Origin of the sequence: Vibrio alfacsensis (assembly GCF_019670485.1) — a bacterium.
Classification (GTDB): domain Bacteria; phylum Pseudomonadota; class Gammaproteobacteria; order Enterobacterales; family Vibrionaceae; genus Vibrio; species Vibrio alfacsensis.
Genome location: NZ_AP024165.1, coordinates 2,022,807 through 2,048,319, shown reverse-complemented (window position 1 = coordinate 2,048,319; position 25,513 = coordinate 2,022,807). Strand labels below are relative to the sequence as shown.

Sequence of the window (25,513 nt, the reverse complement as noted above, 5' to 3'; positions counted from 1 at the left end):
GCGTATAAATAAATCTTTACTCTGCTCGGCAATGACGCTGAGAGAGACTCGTTAATAATTTTTGAGAGATTGGGAATTTCATTATGCGTACCCATTACTGTGGTCACCTGAACAAGTCCCTTGCAGGACAAACTGTAGAACTATGCGGCTGGGTTAACCGTCGTCGTGATTTAGGCGGTCTGATTTTTATCGATATGCGAGATCGTGAAGGCGTTGTTCAGGTAGTTGTCGATCCAGATATGGCGGATGCTTACAAAGTAGCAGAGCAACTACGTAATGAATTCTGTATCAAACTAACGGGTGAAGTTCGCGCACGTCCAGAAAGCCAAGTAAATGCTGGCATGGCAACAGGTGAAGTAGAGATTCTGGCGACAGGTCTTGAAATCATCAACCGTTCTGACGTTCTACCATTAGACTTCAACCAAAAGAACTCTGAAGAGCAACGTCTAAAGTACCGTTACCTAGACCTACGTCGTCCAGAAATGAGCGATCGCATCAAGCTGCGTGCTAAAGCGTCAAGCTTTGTTCGTCGTTTCCTAGATGACAACGGTTTCCTAGACATCGAAACGCCAGTACTGACTAAAGCGACGCCAGAAGGCGCTCGTGACTACCTAGTACCTAGCCGTGTTCACAAAGGCAGCTTCTACGCGCTTCCTCAGTCTCCACAGCTATTCAAACAGCTTCTAATGATGTCTGGTTTTGACCGCTACTACCAAATCGTTAAATGTTTCCGTGACGAAGACCTACGTGCTGACCGTCAACCAGAATTCACTCAGATCGATATCGAAACGTCATTTATGACGGCTGATCAAGTACGTGAAAAAACGGAAGAGATGATTCGTCAAATGTGGCAAGAGCTACTGAATGTTGATCTAGGCCAGTTCCCAGTAATGTCATTTGAAGAAGCGGCACGTCGTTTTGGTTCTGATAAACCAGATCTACGTAACCCACTAGAGCTGGTTGACGTTGCAGACATCCTAAAAGATGTCGACTTCAAAGTATTCTCTGGTCCTGCTAATGACGAAAAAGGTCGTGTAGCAGTGATTCGTGTACCAGGTGGCGCTGCGCTATCTCGTAAGCAAATCGACGAATACACTAACTTCGTAGGTATTTACGGTGCGAAGGGGCTAGCATGGATGAAAGTAAACGACCGTGCAGCAGGCTTTGAAGGTGTACAGTCTCCAGTGGCTAAGTTCCTAAACGAAGAAGTTGTAGCACAACTGCTTGATCGTACTCAGGCTGAAACTGGCGATATCATCCTATTTGGTGCAGACAGCAAACGTGTTGTAACTGAAGCGATGGGCGCACTACGTCTTAAGCTAGGTACTGACCTTGAGCTAACGGACAAGTCAGCTTGGAAACCGCTATGGGTTGTTGACTTCCCAATGTTTGAAGAAGACGACGAAGGTAACCTACACGCGATGCACCACCCGTTTACTTCTCCTTTAGGCCTAACGGCTGAAGAGTTGAAAGCGAACCCTGCATCAGCAAATTCAAATGCATACGATATGGTTATCAACGGCTACGAAGTGGGCGGTGGTTCTGTACGTATCCATAATGCAGAAATGCAAGCGGCAGTATTTGATATCCTAGGTATTGATGCCGATGAGCAAAAACTGAAGTTTGGCTTCCTACTAGACGCACTGAAATTCGGTACACCTCCACACGCAGGTCTTGCATTCGGTCTAGACCGTCTAGTGATGCTACTTTGTGGTACTGATAACATCCGTGACGTTATCGCATTCCCTAAAACAACGGCTGCAGCGTGTCTTCTAACAGACGCACCAAGCGTTGCTAACCCAGCAGCACTTGAAGAGCTTGCTATTGCAGTGACAGCGGCAAAAGCGAAAGACGCAGAATAAGCACTCATTTGGTCATGCGATCGAAATAAATAACAAAACTCCCGCACCTGCGGGAGTTTTTGTTTTAATAAAAGATGTAGAACAGGAATTGACATGTCAATTATTCTTGGAATTGACCCAGGCTCACGTATTACGGGCTATGGCGTAATTCGTCAACAAGGTCGCCATTTGCAATATCTCGGTAGTGGTTGTATTCGAACGTCTGAGAAAGAATTGCCAGGCCGTCTTAAGCAAATCTATGCGGGCGTGACTGAAATCATCACTCAGTTTCAACCAGACGTTTTTGCTATTGAACAGGTATTTATGGCGAAGAATGCCGATTCCGCTTTAAAACTTGGTCAAGCTCGTGGCGCCGCGATTGTGGCGGCGGTTAATGCGGACCTCCCTGTTTATGAATATGCGGCTCGTCTTATTAAGCAAGCGGTTGTTGGTACGGGCGGGGCAGATAAAGTACAAGTGCAGCATATGGTGCAGCACATGCTTAAACTGCCAGCGAAACCTCAAGCCGATGCGGCGGATGCGCTTGGCGTGGCAATTTGTCACGCAAATACCAATAAGACGCTTATTGCATTGGCTGGCAAAGCCACCAGTGCGCGTAAAGGACGTTACCGATAAAGTGACCTGAGCTAGGCTCTTATACTCTAAATATTTGCTTTTTTGTTCCGTCATCCTCCCAAAAACTATCATCTAAATAGACAAAGGACTGGATGTCTATCCAGTTCTTTATTATCCTGTCGCAAATTCATTTCCAAAGAGTATTTATCGTGATCGGACGTCTTCGCGGCATTCTGCTAGAAAAGCAACCACCTGAAGTTTTAATTGAAGTTAATGGCATTGGTTATGAAGTTCAGATGCCAATGAGCTGCTTCTACGAACTGCCAAATGTCGGTGAAGAGGCCATTATTTATACTCACTTTGTCGTTCGTGAGGATGCGCAGTTACTTTACGGTTTTAACACAGTAAAAGAACGCGCATTGTTCCGTGAAGTCATCAAAGCCAATGGTGTGGGGCCTAAGCTTGGCTTGGGCATCCTTTCTGGTATGACGGCAAGCCAATTTGTGGCTTGTGTTGAACGTGAAGATATCTCGACGCTTGTGAAGTTGCCTGGTGTTGGTAAGAAAACCGCTGAACGCCTAGTGGTTGAAATGAAAGACCGCTTGAAAGGTTGGGGCGCTGGCGATCTGTTTACTCCGTTTACGGATGCAGCACCTACAGATTCTGGCTCTGCGGTTTCTAACAATGCAGAAGAAGAAGCAGTCAGCGCGCTCTTGGCTTTAGGTTACAAGCCAACACAAGCATCAAAAGTGGTATCACAAGTGGCTAAACCTGAGATGACTAGCGAACAATTGATCCGCGAAGCACTAAAATCAATGGTGTAATGGGAATTCCAAGAGAATAATATGATTGAAGCCGATCGTTTAATCGCACCTCAAAATCCAGCATTCCGCGAAGAAGATGTTATAGACCGCGCAATACGTCCAAAGAAACTGGCGGATTACCAAGGGCAGGATCACGTTCGTGACCAAATGGAAATCTTTATCAAGGCGGCTCAATTACGTAAGGAAGCCCTTGACCACTTGCTGATTTTTGGACCTCCTGGCTTAGGTAAAACTACGCTCGCCAATATCGTTGCTAATGAGATGGAAGTGAATATTCGCACTACGTCTGGTCCAGTGCTTGAGAAAGCAGGGGATTTGGCTGCGTTACTGACCAACCTAGAAGAAAACGATGTTTTGTTCATTGATGAGATCCACCGCCTAAGCCCTATGGTTGAGGAAGTGTTGTATCCCGCAATGGAAGACTATCAATTAGATATCATGATCGGTGAGGGGCCAGCGGCGCGTTCTATTAAGATTGATTTACCACCGTTTACCTTGATCGGAGCGACAACACGAGCTGGCTCATTGACATCACCATTACGTGATCGCTTTGGTATCACACAGCGCCTTGAATACTATAAAGTGAAAGATCTCCAACACATTGTACAGCGTAGTGCAGATTGTCTTGGGCTTTCGATGGAATCTGAAGGGGCTTTGGAAGTCGCGCGTCGTGCTCGTGGTACGCCACGAATCGCCAACCGCTTACTCCGCCGCGTTCGAGATTACGCTGAAGTAAAAGGCGATGGTCATATCAGTGCTGATGTGGCTGATAAAGCTCTAAACATGTTGGATGTTGATGCCGAGGGGTTTGATTATATGGACCGCAAGCTACTACTCGCAATTATGGAAAAATTTGGCGGTGGTCCGGTTGGGCTTGATAACATGGCAGCAGCGATCGGCGAAGAAAAAGACACGATTGAAGACGTTCTTGAACCTTATCTTATTCAACAAGGTTACTTGCAACGAACACCACGTGGTAGAATCGCAACCGATCGAGCGTACCTTCATTTCGGTATTGAAAAATAAGATTTCATAGCTGAGTGTTTATCGCTCAGCTTTTGATTAAGTTTGACTAACGTCTCATTTATAAAAATTCCTCTAGCCATAAAGAGGTAATCATTCGTGCTTAATTGTTAATGCTGTGTTTGCTTTTAAGTCAATGATTCCTTGTCTATTTACCGCGGCATAACAAGTCTGTTTAATTGGTATTGATCTGGATCAATGTGATGGATTTTCGTTCAAATTCAGCACATAAAGATTGATGTACATCAAAGCGCTTTCCCCCCATAAACCTTTTGAAACAATCTGTTTTTACAAGTAATATTAGCCCTAGCTATATTAGCTGATGCTTAACAATTAACTAACCAATAAAGTACATTTTTGCAACAATTTGTTGTGATAATTCAACATTATTCAAGTGTTAATAACGCTTGGACATGGATTGCAATATGTAGAGAGTGTCATTCAGCCGACACATAGGAGTTACCATGATTGACGTAGTTGATCTGTCGCGGTTGCAGTTTGCACTGACAGCGATGTATCACTTCCTATTCGTACCATTGACCCTTGGTATGGCCTTCCTTTTGGCCATTATGGAATCGATGTACGTAATGACGAACAAGCAAATCTATAAGGACATGACCAAGTTCTGGGGTAAGCTATTCGGTATTAACTTTGCACTTGGTGTGGCTACCGGCCTTACCATGGAATTCCAGTTTGGTACGAACTGGTCTTACTATTCTCACTATGTAGGTGACATTTTCGGTGCACCACTAGCGATCGAAGCTCTGGTTGCTTTCTTCCTGGAGTCAACTTTTGTTGGTCTATTCTTCTTCGGGTGGGATCGTCTATCTAAACGTCAACACTTAGCGGTAACCTGGCTGGTTGCGCTTGGTTCGAATTTCTCTGCACTTTGGATTCTTATCGCGAACGGCTGGATGCAAAACCCAGTTGGCGCAGAATTTAACTTTGAAACCATGCGTATGGAAATGGTGAGCTTTGCTGACGTAGTGCTTAACCCTGTAGCACAGGTGAAATTTGTTCATACTGTGGCATCGGGTTACACCTGTGGCGCGATGTTTATTCTTGGCATCAGTTCTTACTACCTAATTAAAGGTCGTGATATCGCGTTCGCTCGTCGTTCATTTGCTATTGCTGCTTCTTTCGGTATGGCGGCAATTCTGTCGACTATCGTTCTAGGTGATGAATCTGGTTACGAGCTTGGTGAAGTTCAAAAAGTGAAACTAGCCGCAGTAGAAGCGGAATGGCATACAGAGCCAGCGCCTGCAGCATTCACGTTATTTGGTCTTCCAAATCAAGAAACAATGGAAACGGATTACGCAATTAAGATCCCATACGTAATGGGTATCATTGCGACACGTTCATTTGACGAGCAAGTAACAGGTCTACACGATTTACGTGAAGAGCACGTTGACCGTATTCGCACTGGTATGTACGCATACGAGTTGCTAGAAAAACTGCGTGCGGGCGATAAGTCTGAAGAAAACATGACTGCGTTTGACGAAGTGAAAGGTGATCTAGGTTACGGCCTGCTCCTTAAACGCTACACAGACAACGTTGTTGATGCAACAGAAGACCAAATCCAAGCGGCTGCGGATGATTCAATCCCAACAGTTTGGCCTCTATTCTGGTCGTTCCGTATCATGGTGGCGTGTGGTTTCATCATGCTATTCGTATTTGGTGCGGCATTCATCCAAACATGTCGTCAGAAGATCGAACAGAAGCAATGGGTTCTTAAGGCCGCGCTATTCAGTATTCCACTGCCTTGGATCGCTATTGAAGCGGGTTGGTTCGTTGCAGAATACGGTCGTCAACCGTGGGCTGTAGGTGAAATCCTACCGGTACACGTTGCGGCTTCAGCACTAACCGCTGCTGAAATCTGGACGTCACTATTTGCAATCCTAGCGCTGTACACTGCATTCCTAATTGCAGAAGTATACCTAATGGTGAAATTCGCTCGTAAAGGTCCAAGCAGCTTAAAAACAGGCCGCTACCACTTCGAGCAAAACGCTGACTCTGTTGAAGACAAAGTTAGTCGCCAAGTAGAAGCGTAAGACAAGGAGATAACAAGATGTTTGATTACGAAATCTTGCGACTCATCTGGTGGGTACTGATCGGTGTTCTACTAGTTGGTTTTGCAATCACAGATGGTTTCGATATGGGTGTGGGCGCGCTTGTACCTATTATCGGCAAAAACGACACGCAACGCCGTGTAATGATTAACTCAATCGCTCCTCACTGGGATGGTAACCAAGTTTGGCTTATCACCGCTGGTGGTGCATTGTTCGCCGCTTGGCCTTTGGTTTACGCGACATCGTTCTCAGGTTTCTACCTAGCGATGATCTTAACTTTGGCAGCACTTTGGCTACGTCCTATTGGTCTGGATTACCGTTCAAAGATCGAAGACAAAAAATGGCGTAATACTTGGGATATCTGTATCTCAATCAGTGGCTTCGTTCCACCAATTATCTTCGGTGTGGCATTTGGTAACCTTCTTCAAGGTGTACCGTTCCAGTTGAACGACTTTTTGATGCCAACGTACCATGGTTCATTCTTTGGTCTACTAAACCCGTTTGCTCTGCTATGTGGTCTAGTTAGCTTGTTTATGATCCTGATGCAAGGTGCAACGTGGCTTCAAATGAAAACCACTGGCGACGTTCACACTCGTGCACGTAATGTTGCTCAGTTAACCGGTTTGCTAACCGTGGTTGCATTTGTTGCGGCTGGTTTCTGGATTCAAAATATCGATGGCTACGTGATTGTTGGTAGCATTGACGCAAATGCACCATCAAACCCTCTGAATAAAGAAGTTATTCGAGAGGCAGGTGCGTGGATGAAGAACTTTGAAAACTACCCACTACTATGGGCTGCGCCTGTACTAGGTGTTGCAATGCCGCTTCTTGCTGTATTGGCATCTCGTCTAGAGAAGTGTGGTATCGCGTTCTTGACTTCTAGTCTTGGTAACGCAGGCGTTATTTTTACTGCTGGTTTTGCAATGTTCCCATTCGTAATGCCATCAGATTTAATGCCAAGCCACAGCTTAACAATGTGGGATGCGACTTCATCTGAACTGACGCTTAACCTAATGACAGGTGTTGCGTTTGTGATGGTTCCTATCATCCTTGCTTACACATCTTGGACTTACTACAAGATGTTTGGCCGATTGGATGACAAGTTCATTGAAGAAAATAAAAACTCACTTTACTAAGGAGCAATTACTATGTGGTATTTCGCATGGATTCTAGGTGTACTACTTGCTTGTGCATTCGGTATCATCAATGCTCTTTGGTTAGAGCACACTGAAATGATGGATGAAGACAGTGAGTAATCTCGCTGATAAGGTAGCAAAACTTCACGAACCAATGGATAAGACTCTGCTTAGAGTCTTGTCTCTTGTCCTTGGCTTTATGCATGTAGGATTGGTGATGTGGGATCCAGAGGCTTATCATGGAGCCATTGGCGGGTTCAATGCCGTGATCGCCCCTGCGCTGATTTGGGCAATGTGCTCGAGTATGGTGTATGGTGTTGGTTTTAAACCGATAAAATGGTACTGGCAAGTATTGTTTAGCCCGTACTTTTCACTTGCTATCTTAACTTATTTAACCGTACTGTATTTTATGTAATCAGTTACAACTCGAAATAAAGTCGGTTACTAAATCATCAAACAAAAGCCAGGCACAGTGTCTGGCTTTTATTTTTTCTACAAAATTCAAAAATATTATCTCAGCTCAGTACTAATTATTACTGCTTCAGTTATAGTAATTGCTTTAAATAATTGAATGTACTGGTACTCCTTTGCAAGCCACATCAAATCTCTTTCGTTGGCCGATCACCGTGTATTATGAAGACACTGATGCGGGCGGCGTTGTATATCACTCAAATTATCTAAAATTTTTTGAACGCGCACGTACAGAAATGTTGCGCGCCAAAGGCATTTCTCAACATGTGTTGTTGGAACAAAACGTAGGGTTTGTTGTCCGACACATGGATATCGATTTCAAGCAAGGGGCAAAATTAGACGATCACTTGACCGTTCTAACCCAAGTGTCAGAAATAAAACGTGCGTCTTTGCAATTTTGTCAAGAGTTAGTCAATGATGAAGGCAAAACATTGTGCAAGACAATTGTTAAGGTAGCATGTATCGATAATAAGAAAATGAAACCAATAGCTATTCCATCATTTATCAATTCGGAGCTAACAAATAGTGACTGCTGATATTTCCATTTTAGATCTCTTTCTTCAGGCCAGTCTGTTGGTAAAGCTTGTGATGTTGACACTGTTAGGCATGTCAATCGCTTCATGGGCAATGATCATTAAGCGCAGCAAGGTGCTGTCTCACGCATCAAAAAGTGCGGATGAATTTGAAGACAAATTTTGGTCGGGTACTGATCTTTCAGTGCTTTATCAAAAAGTAAAAAGTCGTAAAGACGATATCGCGGGTACAGAAGAAATTTTCTATGCTGGCTTCACAGAGTTTGCACGCCTACGTAAAAGTAATGCAAATTCCCCTGCTTACATCATGGAAGGTACCGGACGTGCAATGCGTGTTGCTGTTGCTCGTGAAGTTGATGAACTTGAAACGAGTCTACCATTTCTTGCTACCGTTGGTTCGATCAGCCCATACATCGGTCTATTTGGTACCGTTTGGGGCATCATGCATGCGTTTATTGCTCTCGGTGAGGTGAAGCAAGCAACGCTTTCTATGGTTGCTCCTGGTATCGCAGAAGCCCTGATTGCAACCGCGATGGGTCTGTTTGCTGCAATTCCAGCGGTAATGGCCTACAACCGCCTAAGCAACAAAGTGAGTAAGCTTGAACACAATTATGCAACGTTCTCGGAAGAGTTTCACAGCATTCTGCACCGTCAAGCAATGGCAGGCCGTGACGGTTCTGATAAGGAATAAGACATGGCGGGGTATCAACCTAAAAAACGGAAGATGACGGCAGAAATCAACGTTGTACCTTATATCGACGTGATGCTTGTACTGCTGATCATCTTTATGGCGACCGCGCCGTTCGTTACTCAAGGTGTCGATGTGGATCTGCCTCAAACCTCAACGGCAGAGTCCATGCAAGATCTGGCTGGAGATACCGACAGCAGTTTTATCATCATTGAAATCGACCGCGATGGTAATTTAGGTCTTAGTGTGAATGATGAAGAGGTGCAACGTGGTTTATCACTCCAAGATGTGATTGTGCGTGTAAAAGCTGAGCGTGAAATCAAGCCTGATTCACCGGTTGCCGTTGGTGGTGACGCAGCGACACCCTACGCGGACGTTGTACTTCTGCTTGACGAGTTAAGTCGCGCAGGCATCCCAAAGGTGGGCCTGATGACCGATATCAGGGAATAGACATCGAATATCTATGAAAGATAACAAGAAGAAAGCTAGAGAGTATACCAAGCCGATAGCGATATCGGTTGGTTTGCATGCGATTCTTGTCGTTGCACTTCTTTGGGGGACAGATTTTACTATGTCTAAGCCTGAGCCTACTGGGCAAATGGTGCAGGCGGTCGTGATTGATCCAAAGTTAGTTCAGCAGCAAGCGAAAGAGATTCGCCAGCAGCGTGAGAAAGCCGCAAAGAAAGAGCAAGACCGTCTAGATAAACTGAGACGTGAAGCAGAGCAGCTTGAGAAGAATCGCAAAGCAGAAGAAGAGCAAATTCGTAAGCTAAAAGAGCAGCAAGCAAAAGATGCAAAAGCCGCTCGAGAGGCCGAAATTGCTCGCAAGCAGAAAGAAAAAGAGCGCAAAGTTGAAGAGGAGCGAGCTCGTAAAGAAAAAGAACGAGCAGCGCAAGCTGAAAAAGAGCGCAAAATAAAAGAAGAGGCGGTACGCAAAGCCGAGCAGGAACGCATAGCGAAAGAAGCTGCCGTTGCTAAAGCTGAGCAAGAACGCGTAGCGCGAGAGAAAGCGGCGAAAGAAGCCGAAGAAAAAGCGAAACGTGAACGTGAAGCTGCTGCTAAAGCAGAGCAAGAACGCATTGCGAAAGAAAAAGCGGCAAAAGAAGCCGCTGAGAAAGCGCGAAAAGAAAAAGAACGCCTTGACCGTCTAGAGCGGGAACGCAAGGAACAAGAAGCTGCGCTGAATAATATCTTCGCAGGTCTTGAAGATGAAGCAAGTCAAAACAATGTGGCTCGCAATCAATTTATTGACGATGAGCTTTCTCGCATGTCATCCATCTATACTCAGAATATTCAGCAAAGGCTGATTAAGGATGACTATTTGCTGGGAAAGGAGTGTAGGGTAAACATCAAATTGATCCCAACAGGGACCGACATGATGGTTGCCGGTGTAACGGTGCTAGGTGGTGACGCACGAGTATGTGCTGCAGCAAAAAGCGCAATCGCACAGGTAGGGACTTTCCCTAAATCGTCAGAAGACGCCGTCAACGAAAGATTAAAAGACATTAACTTAACCGTTGCTTTGGACTAAAAGGAACTGAGACGTGATTAAACGCCTTTTACTAGGAATGTTTGTACTGCTTAGCAGTCTAACGAGCGTAGCGCATGCTGCATTAGAACTGGTCATCACTGATGGTATCGATTCTGCGAGACCTATTGCTGTCGTGCCATTTAAATGGGAAGGCAGCGAGCCGCTGCCTACGGATATTTCTGCTGTGATCGCCTCTGATTTACAACGCAGCGGAAAATTCAGCCCCGTACCTACTAACAATATGCCTCAAACGCCGTTCAACGAATCGGAAGTCAATTTTGATGCGTGGACAAATTTGGGTGTCGATGCACTGCTAACTGGCTCTATCGAGAAGAATGCACAGGGCAATTATGTGGTGAACTACCAGCTAATTGACATCATTCGCGGTCAACTGACTGGCGGTCAGAGCAAAGCGTTAGGCGGAGATGGTGAACTTGTTCTTTCAAAAGATCATGTGTTGTTCAATAAAGTTGCTACAGTCAACGGGCCTCGTATGCGTGAGTATGCGCACCGTATTTCTGACTTAGTTTATGAGCAGTTAACTGGTGAACGTGGCGCATTTATGACTCGTATCGCTTACGTGGTGGTAAACGATAAGGACCGCTTCCCATACCAACTGCGCGTTGCGGATTATGATGGTTACAATGAACGTTTAGTATTACGTTCAAAACAACCGCTTATGTCACCAGCGTGGTCTCCGGATGGTCAGAAGCTGGCTTACGTAAGCTTCCAGAATGGTCAGGCAGAAATCTTTATCATGAACATCTATACCGGTGAACGTGAGAAAGTAACGTCATACCCTCGCCATAACGGTGCCCCAAGATTCTCTCCCGATGGTAGCCAACTTGCGTTAGTGCTGTCTAAAACGGGATCACTTCAGGTTTATACGCTGGATCTGAAAACTCGTAAGCTAACGCAAATTACGAGCGGTAGATCAAATAATACAGAACCGTTCTGGCATCCAGATGGTAAATCGTTGATTTTCACATCAGACAGGGGTGGTAAACCTCAGATTTATCAAGTAGATTTGGCCGGCGGAGCGACTAAACGTTTGACTTGGCAAGGTAGCCAAAACTTGGGTGGTCAAATTACACCAGATGGTCGATTCCTTGTAATGGTGAATCGTAGTGATGCAGGCTTCAACCTAGCGAAGCAAGATTTGGAAACAGGTGCTCTACAAGTGTTAACGAAAACCTTGCTCGATGAGTCTCCAAGTATCGCTCCAAATGGTGGCATGGTTATCTACAGTTCGATTTACAACCAGAAAAACGTCCTATCAATGGTCTCTATTGATGGTCGATTTAAAGCTAGATTACCGGCAACGAATGGACGTGTTAGAGCGCCAGCGTGGTCACCATTTTTGTAGTTATAAGTTTTATAAATAAAGGAAAATAAGATGCAACTTAATAAGGTTCTAAAGGGACTACTTATCGCGATTCCAGTAATGGCGATGACGGCATGTAGCTCTAGTGATGATGCGGCTTCAAGCACAAGTACAGGTGCTGAGACAAATACATCAGCAGAGACAACAGTAGTCACTCCGATTGATCCAAGCGGTCAACTAACGGAACAAGAGCTAAAAGAGCAAGCACTGCGCGAAACTCAAACCATCTACTTTGCATTCGATAATTCTACTATTGCTGGTGATTACGAAGAAATGCTAGCGGCTCATGCTGCTTACCTAAGCAAGAATCCAGCACTAAATGTCACGATTGAAGGCCACGCTGATGAGCGCGGTACGCCTGAGTACAACATTGCTCTTGGTGAGCGTCGTGCAGAAGCCGTTTCTAATTACCTACAAGCACTAGGTGTACAAGCGGATCAAATTTCAATCGTAAGCTATGGTGAAGAGAAGCCACTTCTTCTTGGTCAATCGGAAGATGTTTACGCGAAGAACCGCCGTGCGGTCCTAGTATACTAATTCGAGGTATTCCTCATGTTCAGTAACACTAAGCGCGCTGTTACGCTTACGTTGCTGGCAGGTGTGGCGAATTTAGCGTTCGCTGCACCAGCTCCAGTATCAGATCTCAACAGCACATCATCAGTTTCAACTCGATCTTCTTCAGAGACAGATATCGAGCGTCTAGAACGTTTACTGCAAAATCGAAATCGTGTTCAGCTCCAAATGCAGGAGCAGATTGACCAAATGTCACAAGAGATCAGTGATTTACGTGGTCAATTAGAACGCAACAGTTACGAAATGCAGCAAATGCTACAACGCCAACGCGAGCTATTTGTTGAACTTGACCGTGTACGTGGTGAAATGAAAGCGGCTCCTGTTGCCGATGTGAAACCTGCAGAAAAAGTTGGCAAATACACCTCCAATACGGATGAGCAAACGGCTTATCAAAATGCGGTAGATTTGATCCTTAAAAAGCGTGATTACGCAGGCGCCATTGCCGCGTTTGAGCAGTTTCAAAAGGATTATCCGGACTCTACTTATTCAGCAAATTCTCACTATTGGTTAGGCCAACTGTATTTTGCTAAGAAGCAGGATAAAGAGGCGGTGAAGAGCTTTGCTGCTGTTGTTGCCTATAAAGATTCCAACAAGCGAGCCGATGCGTTAGTTAAGTTGGGCGACATTGCTTCACGCAACAATAATGCAGAGCAAGCTAAAAAGTACTATCAGCAAGTGGTGAGCGAGTACCCAGACAGCGCGTCTGCGAAAGTGGCTAGTTCCAAGCTGAAGTAATCTTTATCAATAATCTATGTCAAAAAGGGAACGTCAGTTCCCTTTTTTATTAGGCGTGCTTTATATGAAGTACCTTATTGGATAGCGCAAATCTTACCCCCATTGCTTTTTCATAGTGAACGAATATTTTCGTATATCGTTCAAGTTGACTTAGGGCGCAGCGCGAGAATTTGACGTTGCGGGTTGGTTTTTAAAAATTAACGAGGTTACAATATCTGCAATTAAGGAAGTTGCGTAGAGCAAGAGCAATGAGCCACATACTAGATAAAATTGATACTGTTTACCCATTCCCACCAAAACCGATCCCTTTAAGCCAAGAAGAAAAAGCCGATTACATCGAGCGAATCAAAACGTTGCTTAAAGAAAAAGATGCGGTACTCATCGCGCATTATTACACCGATCCTGAAATTCAAGCTTTGGCTGAAGAGACGGGTGGTTTTGTTGGTGACTCGCTAGAAATGGCAAAGTTTGGTAACCGTCACCCTGCAAGTACACTTATCATTGGTGGCGTACGCTTTATGGGTGAATCTGCAAAGATTCTAACACCTGAAAAACGTATCCTGATGCCTACGCTGGAAGCAGAATGTTCATTGGATCTTGGGTGTCCTGCCGACAAGTTTAGCGAATTCTGTGACGCTCACCCAGACCATACCGTTGTTGTGTACGCAAACACATCTGCAGCGGTAAAAGCGCGTGCGGATTGGGTGGTGACATCAAGTATCGCTCTAGAGATTGTTGAGCATTTAGACTCGGAAGATAAGCCAATTATCTGGGGGCCAGATCGTCATTTAGGTTCATACATCGCGAACAAAACCGGCGCTGACATGCTGCTATGGCAAGGCGAGTGTGTGGTTCATGATGAGTTTTCAGCAGATGCCTTGCGCAAGATGAAGAGCGTGTATCCAGACGCTGCGATCCTTGTGCACCCAGAATCGCCTGCAAGTGTGGTTGAGTTGGCTGATGCGGTCGGTTCTACGAGCCAATTAATCAAAGCTGCGAAAGAACTCCCTCATCAAAAGATGATCGTTGCGACTGACAAAGGCATCTTTTTTAAGATGCAGCAGTTAGTGCCAGAAAAAGAGTTGATTGAAGCACCAACCGCAGGCGCGGGTGCCACTTGTCGTAGCTGTGCACATTGCCCTTGGATGGCGATGAATGGTCTAAAAGCGATTGAAAAAGCGCTCAGTGAAGGTGGACAGGAGCATGAAATCTTCGTTGATGAAGCGCTACGTGTTAAATCTCTTATTCCATTGAACCGTATGCTCGATTTTGCTGAGCAGCTCAATGTGCAGGTGAAAGGTAACGCTTAATGGTTTCCTTTCTAAGTTGCTCGAGTTGTATATCGGTTGTCTATTACTAGCCCAGTTCATTAAGAGATTGCTTTGATAATAGACAGCTTTGTTAATGCAAGAGTTTGCCAATACAAATCTCAAAAACCAGCCGAATATGGCTGGTTTTTTTATTTCTTACAATCAATGGGTTAGTATTTAGCTATTGAGCACAAGAAAGGGATTGGAAACTTATGGCTGTATGGCTAGTGTTGAAAAGGTGGCTAAGTTCGCACCTTTTTAAATTGAGCAACCGAAATCTTCTCGTCATAAGCGCAAGCTACATCGGCATTTCATGGTTACTGCTGTCACTCGCAGGTGAGCGTGCATTGACCGATAATTTTTCCAATTTTGTTTATTACCTGATGGTCACAGCTTCAACGGTTGGTTACGGTGATCATTCGCCCACCACCGACTTAGGCAAGTGGGTAGTGGTGTTGTTTGTCATTCCAGGTGGTTTGAGCCTTTTCGCGGCTATTTTAGGGCGAGTCGCGGGAGGTGCAATTGAGTATTGGCGAGCAGGTATTCTAGGGAAACGGAGAGTGAGAGTGGAAAATCACATTGTATTGTTAGGGTGGAATGGCGCTCGGACCATGCACCTGATTCGTATGCTGCAACATGAAGAAGACGGAAAGCGACCGATTGTGTTGTGCAGTCGCTCAGACATCGAAAACCCCTTGCCGGGTGAAATCGGTTTTATCAAGGTGAACAGTTACACAGACGCACAAGAAATGAAGAATGCGAATATCACCACTGCTGACTGTATTATTGTTGATAATTTGAGTGATGATATAACGCTATCGGCAGCCTTGTATTGTGCATCAGTCAACCCATCGGCTCATTTGTTGGCCTACTTTAAAGATGAAGCGTTAGGGCGTTTACTCAGTCAACATTGCCCTAAAGCGGAGTGTATTCCTGCGGTTGGTGCTGAGATGCTCGCGAAAGCTGCGGTTGACCCGGGATCAAGTGCCCTTCACCAAGAGCTATTGGCGTCGACACGAGGCATGACGCAATACTCTGTGACTTACCCAGAAAATCAAACGACAACCAATGTCGAAACAATCTTTAGCTTTATTAAAAAGTATCATCAGGCAACATTGATCGCATTTGACCGGGGGGAGGGGATTGAACTAAACCCAGATTTAAATGCGCAAGTTTCCCCAAACACCAAATTGTTTTATATTGCCGACGAGCGTATTGAAGACTTCGCTTGGACAGAAATGAACAAGGATAAATGATGCATATTTGGCTAATGATCCTAGGGCGAAGCGTTTGAAAGATTATGTGATTATTCGCATGTAATTTTGACATGATCAAAAAAGCTCTCCGGAATTGATGACCGCGAGAGCTTTTTACGTTTTGCGATTACGACTTGCTGTCGTATGAGCATATTACTGCACGTTGATTGTGTTTCTTGTCGTGCTTTTTATTGCTTTTCTTATTGCTTTTCTTATTGATCTTCAGCAAGCATCACGCCGCGCTGAGTCAGGCCGCAAAGCATCATTGGCATCGCATTAAAGATTTCTTCGAATTGCTCTAAGCCTTCCATGCCTTGCTCCGCCAGAGTGGCAATCGTCGTTTCTGGATCGTAAAGCATGGTTAAAGAAAGAAGTACGCCACCAAGTAAAGCACTATCTTCGCTGTCTTCTGGCATTAGGGTTTCCCAATCATCACGAGCAAGTTGCCAACCTTGAAGTACCCCTTCACAGAAGTCACGAGTGTTTGCAGAAACGATGTCGTGATCATCCAATGCACAGCCTTCAGGCCACAACCAGCTACCTTCTAGAAGCGCAGGGCGAGTTTGATTCCATAGTTGGACAATTTCATCAATATACAGCTCAAGTTGCTCACCATCCGAAAATGGTGCGGTCTCTTCTCCTCCCCACAAGAATGGTAGCCACTCTTGAGGCATCAATACATTTGGCGCAGATGCCATTGCGGTTACAAAGCCTTGGGTTTTTGCAAGGTTAAGCAATTTTCCATCAAGTTCTGGAAGAGAAAGGATGTCTTGTAGTTTCAAAATAGAATACCATTTGTTAATGGGCTGGTTGATTGAGGATATCTTACCAATCAATCAGCGATAAATCGATATTAGGGATTGATTCATCTAAATCTATGCAAATTCGTTCATCACTCAGAAAAAAAAGCATATTCGCCCTAACACTGTATTTGTGTTTCTTCATCGCGACTATCGGGTCGGTGGTGCACCTTGTTTTGGAGCCACCAGTGCGAAATAACCTGGAACGAAACCTCGATTTGCGAACGCAGTTGCTTGCTTCTCAAATCGAAGCACCTTTGACCAGTTCCGTCGGATTGGTGAACAGCTTGGTTGGGTTAGGTCAAACCCCGGCAAACGACGTTTCATTAAAAGCAGTGATTCCCCAGCTACTTAGTGTGAGTGATGACATCATCGTCAGTGGTGGATTGTGGCCCAAACCTGTGCTTATCGATGGCAGTTGGCGATATGGCAGCTTGTTTTTTAATAAAAACGACATAGGTGGTTTAGATCAGATCCACGCCTACAACAATCCCGAGTCAGGTGGTTATGACAATGAACCTTGGTATCAGTCGGTGGCTAATGCATCATCGGGGACGGTGAGTTGGTCCGGCGTCTACATTGATACCTTTACGCAAGTTCAAATGATCACCGCGTCAGCACCTTATTATCTTGATGGCCAGTTCGCAGGGGTTGCCACGGTAGATCTATCGTTAGAAGCGTTGTTCCAGTTTATTCGTGAACACGCAAACCAATATTCACTCGGCGTCGTAATTCGTGATGCTGAGGCGCAAGTTGTGGTTGAGCATAACTTTAACCTTACAGAAAGCATCTATATTAGCACCCTAGATTTTGGTGAGTTTCATTGGCATATGGATGTGGTCAATGCCAAAGTACAAGTTGCCGAACAAGTTTTTGATCAAGTAATGAATGTCGAGCGCGGGATCATCCCATTCTTGTTGCTTTGTGTGCTAGTCGGCTATTACCTTTTGAATCGCTATATCGTTGAGCCGATTGTGCGTATTGCTCAGAAAGTGGATGACTCTAAGACCGGTGGCATTATCGACATCACTTATGATAGTGATGATGAGATTGGCCATTTGATCAATAAATTCAATGAAAAAACCCTTTACCTAGAGCAAGAACGAGTAAAAGCTCAGGCATCAACGAATGCTAAAACTGCTTTTCTAGCCACGCTCTCTCACGAAATCCGTACACCGATGAATGGAGTGTTGGGGGCGGCGCAAATACTGCTCAAAACATCGTTAAGTGCTGATCAGCGAAAGCACCTCAACACTCTGTACGATTCTGGTGATCATATGATGACCTTGCTTAATGAGATCCTTGATTATTCTAAGATTGAACAGGGGCATATTGAACTTGATAATTCGCCATTCCCAATGGAAGCCATCCTAGGCAGTATCGATAGCGTGTATCACACGTTGTGTGCAGAGAAAGGCTTAACCTTTACAGTCACTTCTCATGTGCCTAAAAAGCGGTGGTACAACAGCGATAAGGCACGTTTACGCCAAGTGCTGTTTAACTTGCTAAACAATGCCGTTAAGTTTACCGAACGTGGTGGTGTTGAGGTGGTACTCAATGAGGAAAATGACAATGGAATAACCACGTTGATCATTTTGGTTAAAGACTCTGGGATTGGTATTAGCCGTGATGCTCAAAAACGCATATTCCTGCCATTTGAACAGGCAGAATCAACGACCACGAGACGGTTTGGTGGCACTGGCCTTGGGCTTGCTATTGTTAAGCAAATCGCAGAACACATGGGGGGGCAGGTGCAGGTAGAAAGCCAGCAGGATGTTGGCACTACGTTCATGGTTAGGTTGGCATTATCACCATGTGAGGCAGATGTGCATCCATCCGCTCGTACCCATAAGCTCAATTGCCAAGGTTTAAGAGCACTCATTGTTGAAGATAATCGAACGAACACCATTATCATGGAGCATTTCTTGCGCTCAAAAGGCTTTCATTGTTTTAGCGTTGAAAATGGTCAGCAAGCGGTCGATGCCGTTTCAGAACAAGTGTTTGATCTTGTACTAATGGATAACCATATGCCTGTATTGGACGGGGTCGGGGCGATTTTAGCCATTCGAGCAATGGCAGGACCTGAGCGTGCTGTTTTGATATTTGGTTGTACTGCAGATGTATTTAAAGAGACACAAGAACGATTGCTAGATGTTGGCGCAGACCACATCATTGCGAAGCCTATTGTAGAGTCAGAACTTGACGATGCGTTGTATCATCATGCGCCGAAGTTGTTCCAATATCAAACGCATACCAATGAGCTTTTAATCGCGACTCATACACCGGAATCACTATTGCTTGATTTTTATGTTGCGCTGGATGACAGAAATCTAGACAGCGCACGAGAAACATTAAATCAAATGCCTGCATATGTAAAAAAGAGCTCGCAAGAAGATCTGATGTTAGTGATCGCCAGGATAGAGTCTTACTTAAGTGAAGCGACGTTTCCACAGCAAGATGATGTAGATAAACTCACTACATTGCTTGCGGAGCAGTAAAAACCAATCATTTCTAGAGGCAGCATAAACCTATTGTGCTGCCTCTTTTTCATGCCGTGATCTCAGTTCGCTTACGTCGCAGAGAGCCCTAACTCTCTATAGCTACACACATTCTTATGTTTATGTGGTATTGGGCTTCAACTTCAGAATAACGCGATCTTTTTCACCTTATATTGCCACATATTCACCTAAGATTTCTCTGTCATTCGATATTTATCTGACCTTAAGGTAATGATTTTACGTAATTAAGCTACGTATTGGCTGAGTTTTAGGTCGATTTGGCTGTTTTAGGTGAAAAGTACTGCTATTAATTTAAAGTTTAGTTGTAAATTTACATTCTCTATATTAATACGAGATCATAAACTAAAAATATTGTGGTTTAATTGCTGGATATGCTGCATTGGTTTTTCTTTTGTAGCTAATGATTTTATACATTTGTATTTTTAAAGTTTTTGATGTTAGAGGTTGAAAATGAAGTCTCGCGGGCCATTTTGTATTCGTAATGCAGCAGCGGATACTTTTGCTATGGTGGTTTTTTGTTTCATTACTGGGATGATTATTGAAATATTGGTTTCTGGTATGACGTTTGAGCAATCTCTAGCCTCTCGTACCTTATCGATACCAGTAAATATCGCCATTGCTTGGCCATATGGTATGTTCCGCGATTGGGTGTTACGCCAAGGTAACAAAGTCTCTTCTTCATCATTTATGAAAAATGTGTCTGACTTAACTGCGTATGTACTATTTCAGTCTCCGGTTTATGCGGGCATTTTGTTAGCTGTCGGTGCATCTAGCGATCAAATCATTACTGCAGTAGCAAGTAATGCGGTGGTGTCTTGCGGTATGGGTGTTCTTTATGGTTATTTTCTCGATCAATGTCGTCGTTGGTTCCGTGTGCCGGGCTACTACCAAGGCGCATAATTGCCCCAGTTTTGTTCAATTTAGCTAGATAGTGAGCAAACGAACACAAAAGGGCGCTTTTTTTTATGTTTAGCCTTGACCATCAGGCACATAATCATTAAATTAGCGCCTCGTTAGCCAATGATGCTAACCACAATTTGATTCGGTGAGTTGTCCGAGTGGCTGAAGGAGCACGCCTGGAAAGTGTGTATACGGCAACGTATCGAGAGTTCGAATCTCTCACTCACCGCCACATTCGAGCCCCTAGAAGTTTCTAGGGGCTTTTCTCGTTTTATAACTCTCTGTTTTTGCACGAATCAACAGTTTCACTACGTATCACCCGTCTTTTACTATCCCAAACTTTATTGTATGCCAAAGTGTATGCTTCTAAGCTGTGAGAAAAATCGGCATACATTTGTGTCGAAAATTCAGCATACAGGTTTGTGGGGAGCAGGATTGCCAAGTTTCTTATCCCACCTTTTATCTCATTGAAAAATCATCATTCACCTATTTTGCATACCGAAAATTTTAGGGAGCAGGACAGGTCGAAAAACTGCATACAGTTTGGCTAAATTTCAATTCTAAGGAGGGGATGATGGCAAAACTAACGGCAAAAGAAGTATCGAATGCAAAACCTCGCGATAAAGCTTATCGACTGGGGGATGGCGGAAACCTCTATCTTCATATAAGAAAAAGTGGGGCGAAATCTTGGGAGTTTAGATACACCAAACCCTCAACAGGCAAACCAACATTTGCAGGCATCGGTTCTTATCCAGATGTCTCATTAGCTGAAGCTAGATCAAAAGCCACAGAGTTTAGAAAAAACATTGCTGAGGGGGTTGATCCGCAACTGCTCAAAATTGAGCAAAAGGCGAGGTTAGCCACTGAACAGTCTAATACCTTCAAAGCAGTTGCCTACTTGTGGATGGACACGAAACAAAACCGTATCTCACCTAAAACCATCGAGGGTAACTGGCGAAAGTTGGAACTCTACGCTTTCCCAATGCTTGGCTCGATCCCTATTACTAAGTTATCAGCCCCAATGGCAATCGCGGCGCTTAAACCTGTCGAGGAGGCTGGTTATTTAGAGACCGTAAAGCGCACCGCACAGTTAATCAACGAAGTGATGACGTACGCTGTCAATGCTGGACTTATACATTCAAACCCGCTCAGTGGTATTAGAGAAGTTTTTAGAAAAGCGAAAGTCACTCATATGAAAGCCTTAAGTCCAGATGAGTTGCCCGAGTTAGTGCAGGCAATAGCGAGAGGAAACATGGCAATTACAACAAAATGTCTTATTGAGTGGCAACTGCACACGATGACACGCCCAATCGAAGCGGCGGCTGCACGGTGGTGTGAAATCGATATTGAACAACGGTTATGGATTCTTCCCGCCGAAAGAATGAAAGCAAGGCGCGAACACATAATCCCATTAACAGCGCAATGTATAGCTATATTGGAAACGATCCGACCAGTGAGTGGACACAGAGAATTTATTTTTCCCTCGATTCGAGACCCTAAAAAGCACACGGATTCTGAATCTATCAATAAGGCGCTAGGACGTATTGGGTTCCAAGGTAGAACGACAGCTCACGGATTACGCTCATTGGCATCAACAACGCTTAATGAGCAAGGGTTTGATAGTGATGTTATTGAGGCTGCTCTGTCTCACTCAGATAAAAATGCGATCCGGAAGGCGTACAATCGGACGACGTATCTAGAACGTCGTCGCCCCTTAATGGAATGGTGGAGTCAAAGAATTGAAGAAGCGAGTTACGGCAGTGTCTCTGTTACAGGCTATCGCACTTTAAACGTGGTGCCGCATTTAGAGTTTGGGGAGAAAGTGAGAAAAATATAATTTAACGTAAGAAAAATGCGTCACTAATTTCGAGGGCTTCCGTTTTCTTAACCATATTCATAGTGATATGTAATTAAATACGGGAGTGTCGCTATGTCTATACGCATCATTCGCCTTAAAGAGGTTATTGCCTTGACAGGCTTATCAAAAAGTTCGATTTATCGATATGCAGACGGGAAAGCATTTCCTCAATCCGTTCAATTAGGTGCACGAAGCGTTGGATGGATTGAGGAAGAAATCAATCAATGGATGCAAGGGCGTATCGATGAACGCAGGGCTGAATGAGGTGTTTTGCGTTAGCTTGTAAGCAACGTGTTTATGAAATGTTTAATGAAACTTATTTTAGCTATCCTTTATTAAACTAAGAGGGAGAGGCTTCCATTGTAGCCTCTCTATATACACATCTTAATTCCTGAACTGGATAGCGCGTAACTCGTTTATTGTCGTTGATTAGAGAAAGATTAGCAAAAAACGCAGAGAGTGTATAAATAAAATTAATCGTGTTAATAAATTTTTTAAATTGATTTAACGTTTCTGGTCAATATACTCCCGAAAAAATAAGTATGAACACATATAGAACAGTTAAATTGTGATTCTATTGATATAGAAATTACAACCTACTTTTATATAGCGAAATAAACCTTTCAAACTGTAGTCTCAGACAGCGACCAAGCAATCATATATTCAACTGTAAGTACAATCTTGAATTTTATCTAGATTTGACACAGTGATATTTAGACTTTGTGTTACTAAGCGTTAGATTTACTTTTTGTTTGGTTACTTATTAGTTCCCATTTATCTTCCTAAACTAAGAACCAAGTGCTTGAAAAATAAGCATTACAATTAAAACTCACTATGAAAAAAACGACCTTAGCTCTAGTGGTTACGGCTACGCTTTCGGGCTGTGCAGCAAGTCCTGAAGAAGTACAGTGCCAAAATCGAACTACCTTATATACCGATTCTTATATCTGGAAAGACGGAACGAGTTTTACTCATTCAACATATGACTGCCAGACCAAATACGTGACACATTCCGAGTTTCAAGTAAATGAGGGAGAAGGAAAGATTGAGCTACCAAACAATCTAAAAGCTTTTATTGTTGCGCAGGCAAGTTACAAAGACTATTGCGGCGATGATCCTGTAAATGTGCGTTTTGAAGCAGTAGATGAAAGTGGCGATGTGTTAGCTAGTTATTACCACTTCCCAAATTACTGTAATGAGCCAAAATTCTATGAGAATGAGTTTGATCGCCTGATTAACGAAGCGGTAAAAGAAGAGCAATACAAACAATGCGAGTTGTTTGCGAAGGCAATGCGCGACGCTAAGCCAACAGATCTCGCATATGGTTATAAACGTATGCTTGAAGTGAACTGTAGTAACAAGACAGCAGCTACTCAATTTGTAATAGATCATCCGAAAGTCAATGATATTGACTCAAACGAGTTCTTGCAGAAAAGAGCAACGTTATTACTTCTGGAAAACGAAACAGTGTCGGGTAACTGCCTGAAAATGAAAGAGTGGGGTGCAGTCGAGCAAATGAAAAACGTTGGTATAACTCGTTACGGTAGTGAAGTTTTAAACAAACACCATCGCGTAATTCTATCTAACTACGTTGACCTGGAGACTTGCAAGTGATTAAGAAAATCCTAATAGCTACTGCTTTACTGTCTGGTGTCACAAATGCTAACGTTTATGACAATTTGGAAGTAAATAGATGGGATGGCAGTCGCGACGCTGCTATCACTCGGCATGCCGTATCTGAAACTGGTATTGACCTTTACGTTTACGTCCTGATAGCAGAGATTGGCATCTCTAAGTCTGATAACCAAAACCTATATTTCTATGAGTACAGAATTAATAATGGAGAAACGCTAAAGGTTTGTGAAGAAAATGACGACTTAGACAACGAAGTTTGGAACTTTAACGGAACTAACGTGAAAATGCTTTCGCTATGTGACGCTAGAGACAACACTGCTTATTACACAGCAGAAACTAATACTGGGAAAGCACATGTTGTAAAACTGTTCAAAGCTGCGACTAAGTCAGTGAAGATTAAGACACAGCAACGAACAACTGAGGTGAGCTCTCAAGGCTTCACAAAACTGTGGAATGCACATGGTGGAAACGCAATCTGAGCCTTGTGACTATAACTAATAAGCTTCAGTTGAGTTTTAAGTGGATATCATCAAGCGCTAAAGGTGACCCTATAAGTTCCAACGATTAGCAGTTTAGGAGCCTGGCGGTTCACGTACAGGCATTACTGAAACGAGCGAAGCGCATTTACACCAACTAAATCTGCTAATACTGACATAAATAATGGGGCTGTGAGTTCGACTAGTCAGAGGATCATGTTACGCATAAAAAAGGCTTCATAATGAAGCCTTTTTATGTCATTTAACTAGGCGTAAATTTGCTCGTCCTTTTGGGTTATGTGTAACATTAGACGCTTGTGAACCAGTATTAGAAATAAGAGCGCACTTGAACAAAAGCCCACTAACTTCATCAGCAGGTAAGCATATTCTTTTTGCTAGATCCACTATGGAGCAGCCATCTTCACTAAGAACTTCCAAGATTTTTTTTATAACATGGGAAGTTTCACGTTTAATTCCATCAATTTCTTGGGTTCTTAGTCCCATTTTACTCGCCTGAATTACTAGATTTTTGTATTGCCATTCGGAAAGTACACCTACGTGTTTCATTTGTACAATAAGTGCAAATGCCGATACCTTCCAATTATGTTTGAGCTTCAAAATCGATTGAATAGTGATCGTTGAACCTTTGTAAGGTAACACAGTTGCTCTTGGCATTAGCAGTTCAGCAGCAAACCTATCTGCTTCAGACTCTAAGTCTTTTCCTTGCGGAGAATTATGTTGATGAAGGATTAGGTGACCTAATTCATGAGCTGCATCAAATCGACTCCGTTCCCCTGATTTCTGAGTGTTTAAAAACACATAAGGGGTTGTCCCTTTCCAAAAGGAGAAAGCATCGACATTTTGCGTATTCTCCGCTAATGAAAATACTCTCACACCATTCTTTTCCAACAAATGAACCATATTACTAATACTTGCGGTGCCAAGGTTCCAATCCGCTCGTAACATCTGAGCTGCAACTTCTGGTTCTATGCCACGATAGTCAGGGACATTAACATCGAGCATATTGAAACTACGTTCAAAAAACTCGCTAATCAATACTCCTATTTGACCGGCACCAATGGCTGCATGTTCTTGAGCCGCTTTCATACTCTTGAGAGATCTGAAAGACACCGTTTCTCTTGCTACTTCTTCGATAGCATCGTCATCAAGTAAAAACTCGGCAGGGTAATTTAAGGCGCGAGAGAACGCCTCCACTGTCGCTTCAGGTGGTTCACTGCTGCAATAGTCTTTTTCATACTCTGATACCATCCTAGGAGTAAGGCCAACTTCTTGTGCTAGAGATTTGAAAGTTAGTTGCCTACGCGTTCTAGCCAACTTTAACCTAGATGGATTAAATTTTACTGACATTTTTTCT

Annotated in this window: 25 protein-coding genes and 1 tRNA gene; 24 read left to right on the top strand and 2 right to left on the bottom strand. The window is 43.8% G+C overall.

All coding sequences use genetic code 11. The features are described from left to right. Window positions 1-83 precede the first annotated feature (83 nt). The 17 genes from aspS (at window position 84) to VA249_RS09355 (ending at window position 15,950) form a co-directional block, all read left to right on the top strand. Window positions 84-1,862: an aspartate--tRNA ligase gene (gene aspS / locus VA249_RS09435; RefSeq protein ID WP_211916313.1), complete on the top strand. Its 1,779-nt coding sequence runs from the start codon at window positions 84-86 to the stop codon at window positions 1,860-1,862. 93 nt (window positions 1,863-1,955) lie between these two features. Then, window positions 1,956-2,477 (top strand): crossover junction endodeoxyribonuclease RuvC, encoded by a 522-nt coding sequence (gene ruvC, locus VA249_RS09430; protein WP_221067806.1) that lies wholly within the window; start codon window positions 1,956-1,958, stop codon window positions 2,475-2,477. A gap of 149 nt (window positions 2,478-2,626) precedes the next feature. Then, the gene (ruvA, locus tag VA249_RS09425) at window positions 2,627-3,241 is read left to right on the top strand and encodes a Holliday junction branch migration protein RuvA (RefSeq protein ID WP_211916314.1); all 615 of its coding nucleotides are present in this window, start codon (window positions 2,627-2,629) and stop codon (window positions 3,239-3,241) included. 21 nt (window positions 3,242-3,262) lie between these two features. Then, on the top strand, window positions 3,263-4,267 hold the full coding sequence (gene ruvB, locus VA249_RS09420; protein ID WP_211916315.1) for a Holliday junction branch migration DNA helicase RuvB: 1,005 nt from the start codon (window positions 3,263-3,265) through the stop codon (window positions 4,265-4,267). 461 nt (window positions 4,268-4,728) lie between these two features. Beyond that, window positions 4,729-6,315: a cytochrome ubiquinol oxidase subunit I gene (gene cydA / locus VA249_RS09415; protein ID WP_128810579.1), complete on the top strand. Its 1,587-nt coding sequence runs from the start codon at window positions 4,729-4,731 to the stop codon at window positions 6,313-6,315. Between the two features lie 17 nt (window positions 6,316-6,332). Beyond that, window positions 6,333-7,469: a cytochrome d ubiquinol oxidase subunit II gene (gene cydB / locus VA249_RS09410; protein WP_128810580.1), complete on the top strand. Its 1,137-nt coding sequence runs from the start codon at window positions 6,333-6,335 to the stop codon at window positions 7,467-7,469. Window positions 7,470-7,481: 12 nt separating this feature from the next. After that, a complete protein-coding gene (gene cydX, locus VA249_RS09405) occupies window positions 7,482-7,589 on the top strand; it encodes a cytochrome bd-I oxidase subunit CydX (RefSeq protein WP_099078639.1) in 108 nt (35 codons plus the stop codon). Continuing rightward, a complete protein-coding gene (gene ybgE / locus VA249_RS09400; protein WP_128810581.1) occupies window positions 7,582-7,884 on the top strand; it encodes a cyd operon protein YbgE in 303 nt (100 codons plus the stop codon). Before cydX ends, ybgE begins: the two co-directional genes overlap by 8 nt. A 172-nt stretch (window positions 7,885-8,056) precedes the next feature. Next, window positions 8,057-8,476 (top strand): tol-pal system-associated acyl-CoA thioesterase, encoded by a 420-nt coding sequence (gene ybgC, locus VA249_RS09395; RefSeq protein ID WP_128810582.1) that lies wholly within the window; start codon window positions 8,057-8,059, stop codon window positions 8,474-8,476. After that, on the top strand, window positions 8,466-9,164 hold the full coding sequence (tolQ, locus tag VA249_RS09390; RefSeq protein WP_128810583.1) for a protein TolQ: 699 nt from the start codon (window positions 8,466-8,468) through the stop codon (window positions 9,162-9,164). Before ybgC ends, tolQ begins: the two co-directional genes overlap by 11 nt. A 3-nt stretch (window positions 9,165-9,167) precedes the next feature. Continuing rightward, entirely contained in the window at window positions 9,168-9,611 is a 444-nt protein-coding gene (tolR, locus tag VA249_RS09385; RefSeq protein ID WP_005441707.1) for a protein TolR, read from the top strand. Between the two features lie 13 nt (window positions 9,612-9,624). Then, entirely contained in the window at window positions 9,625-10,692 is a 1,068-nt protein-coding gene (gene tolA, locus VA249_RS09380) for a cell envelope integrity protein TolA (protein ID WP_211916316.1), read from the top strand. Between the two features lie 13 nt (window positions 10,693-10,705). Further along, entirely contained in the window at window positions 10,706-12,058 is a 1,353-nt protein-coding gene (tolB, locus tag VA249_RS09375; RefSeq protein WP_128810585.1) for a Tol-Pal system beta propeller repeat protein TolB, read from the top strand. Between the two features lie 30 nt (window positions 12,059-12,088). Further along, window positions 12,089-12,613, top strand: coding sequence for a peptidoglycan-associated lipoprotein Pal (gene pal, locus VA249_RS09370; protein WP_211916317.1), 525 nt, complete (start codon window positions 12,089-12,091; stop codon window positions 12,611-12,613). 15 nt (window positions 12,614-12,628) lie between these two features. Further along, on the top strand, window positions 12,629-13,384 hold the full coding sequence (ybgF, locus tag VA249_RS09365; RefSeq protein ID WP_221067805.1) for a tol-pal system protein YbgF: 756 nt from the start codon (window positions 12,629-12,631) through the stop codon (window positions 13,382-13,384). Between the two features lie 248 nt (window positions 13,385-13,632). Beyond that, window positions 13,633-14,694: a quinolinate synthase NadA gene (gene nadA, locus VA249_RS09360; protein WP_221067804.1), complete on the top strand. Its 1,062-nt coding sequence runs from the start codon at window positions 13,633-13,635 to the stop codon at window positions 14,692-14,694. Window positions 14,695-14,906: 212 nt separating this feature from the next. Next, complete coding sequence (locus VA249_RS09355) at window positions 14,907-15,950, top strand: potassium channel family protein (protein ID WP_221067803.1); 1,044 nt, start codon at window positions 14,907-14,909, stop codon at window positions 15,948-15,950. 212 nt (window positions 15,951-16,162) lie between these two features. On the opposite strand, the gene VA249_RS09350 is transcribed toward VA249_RS09355, so the two are convergent. Then, window positions 16,163-16,774 (bottom strand): YecA/YgfB family protein, encoded by a 612-nt coding sequence (locus VA249_RS09350; protein ID WP_221069915.1) that lies wholly within the window; start codon window positions 16,772-16,774, stop codon window positions 16,163-16,165. 53 nt (window positions 16,775-16,827) lie between these two features. Between VA249_RS09350 and VA249_RS09345 the strand changes: the two genes are divergently transcribed. From VA249_RS09345 to VA249_RS09315, 7 genes are all read left to right on the top strand, one after another. Next, a complete protein-coding gene (locus VA249_RS09345; RefSeq protein WP_221067802.1) occupies window positions 16,828-19,248 on the top strand; it encodes a hybrid sensor histidine kinase/response regulator in 2,421 nt (806 codons plus the stop codon). Window positions 19,249-19,719: 471 nt separating this feature from the next. Further along, complete coding sequence (locus VA249_RS09340) at window positions 19,720-20,169, top strand: L-alanine exporter AlaE (protein ID WP_221067801.1); 450 nt, start codon at window positions 19,720-19,722, stop codon at window positions 20,167-20,169. Between the two features lie 144 nt (window positions 20,170-20,313). Then, window positions 20,314-20,401: transfer RNA gene (locus tag VA249_RS09335), tRNA-Ser, on the top strand. A 339-nt stretch (window positions 20,402-20,740) separates the two neighbouring features. After that, on the top strand, window positions 20,741-22,006 hold the full coding sequence (locus tag VA249_RS09330; protein ID WP_420864267.1) for a tyrosine-type recombinase/integrase: 1,266 nt from the start codon (window positions 20,741-20,743) through the stop codon (window positions 22,004-22,006). A gap of 93 nt (window positions 22,007-22,099) precedes the next feature. Beyond that, entirely contained in the window at window positions 22,100-22,291 is a 192-nt protein-coding gene (locus VA249_RS09325) for a helix-turn-helix transcriptional regulator (RefSeq protein WP_221067800.1), read from the top strand. Between the two features lie 570 nt (window positions 22,292-22,861). Continuing rightward, window positions 22,862-23,641, top strand: coding sequence for a hypothetical protein (locus VA249_RS09320; protein WP_221067799.1), 780 nt, complete (start codon window positions 22,862-22,864; stop codon window positions 23,639-23,641). Then, a complete protein-coding gene (locus tag VA249_RS09315; protein WP_221067798.1) occupies window positions 23,638-24,141 on the top strand; it encodes a hypothetical protein in 504 nt (167 codons plus the stop codon). Before VA249_RS09320 ends, VA249_RS09315 begins: the two co-directional genes overlap by 4 nt. A gap of 255 nt (window positions 24,142-24,396) precedes the next feature. On the opposite strand, the gene VA249_RS09310 is transcribed toward VA249_RS09315, so the two are convergent. Then, window positions 24,397-25,506 carry a helix-turn-helix domain-containing protein gene (locus VA249_RS09310; protein WP_221067797.1) on the bottom strand — a complete coding sequence of 370 codons (1,110 nt, stop codon included), beginning with the start codon at window positions 25,504-25,506 and terminating at the stop codon, window positions 24,397-24,399. Between the last annotated feature and the right edge of the window lie 7 nt (window positions 25,507-25,513).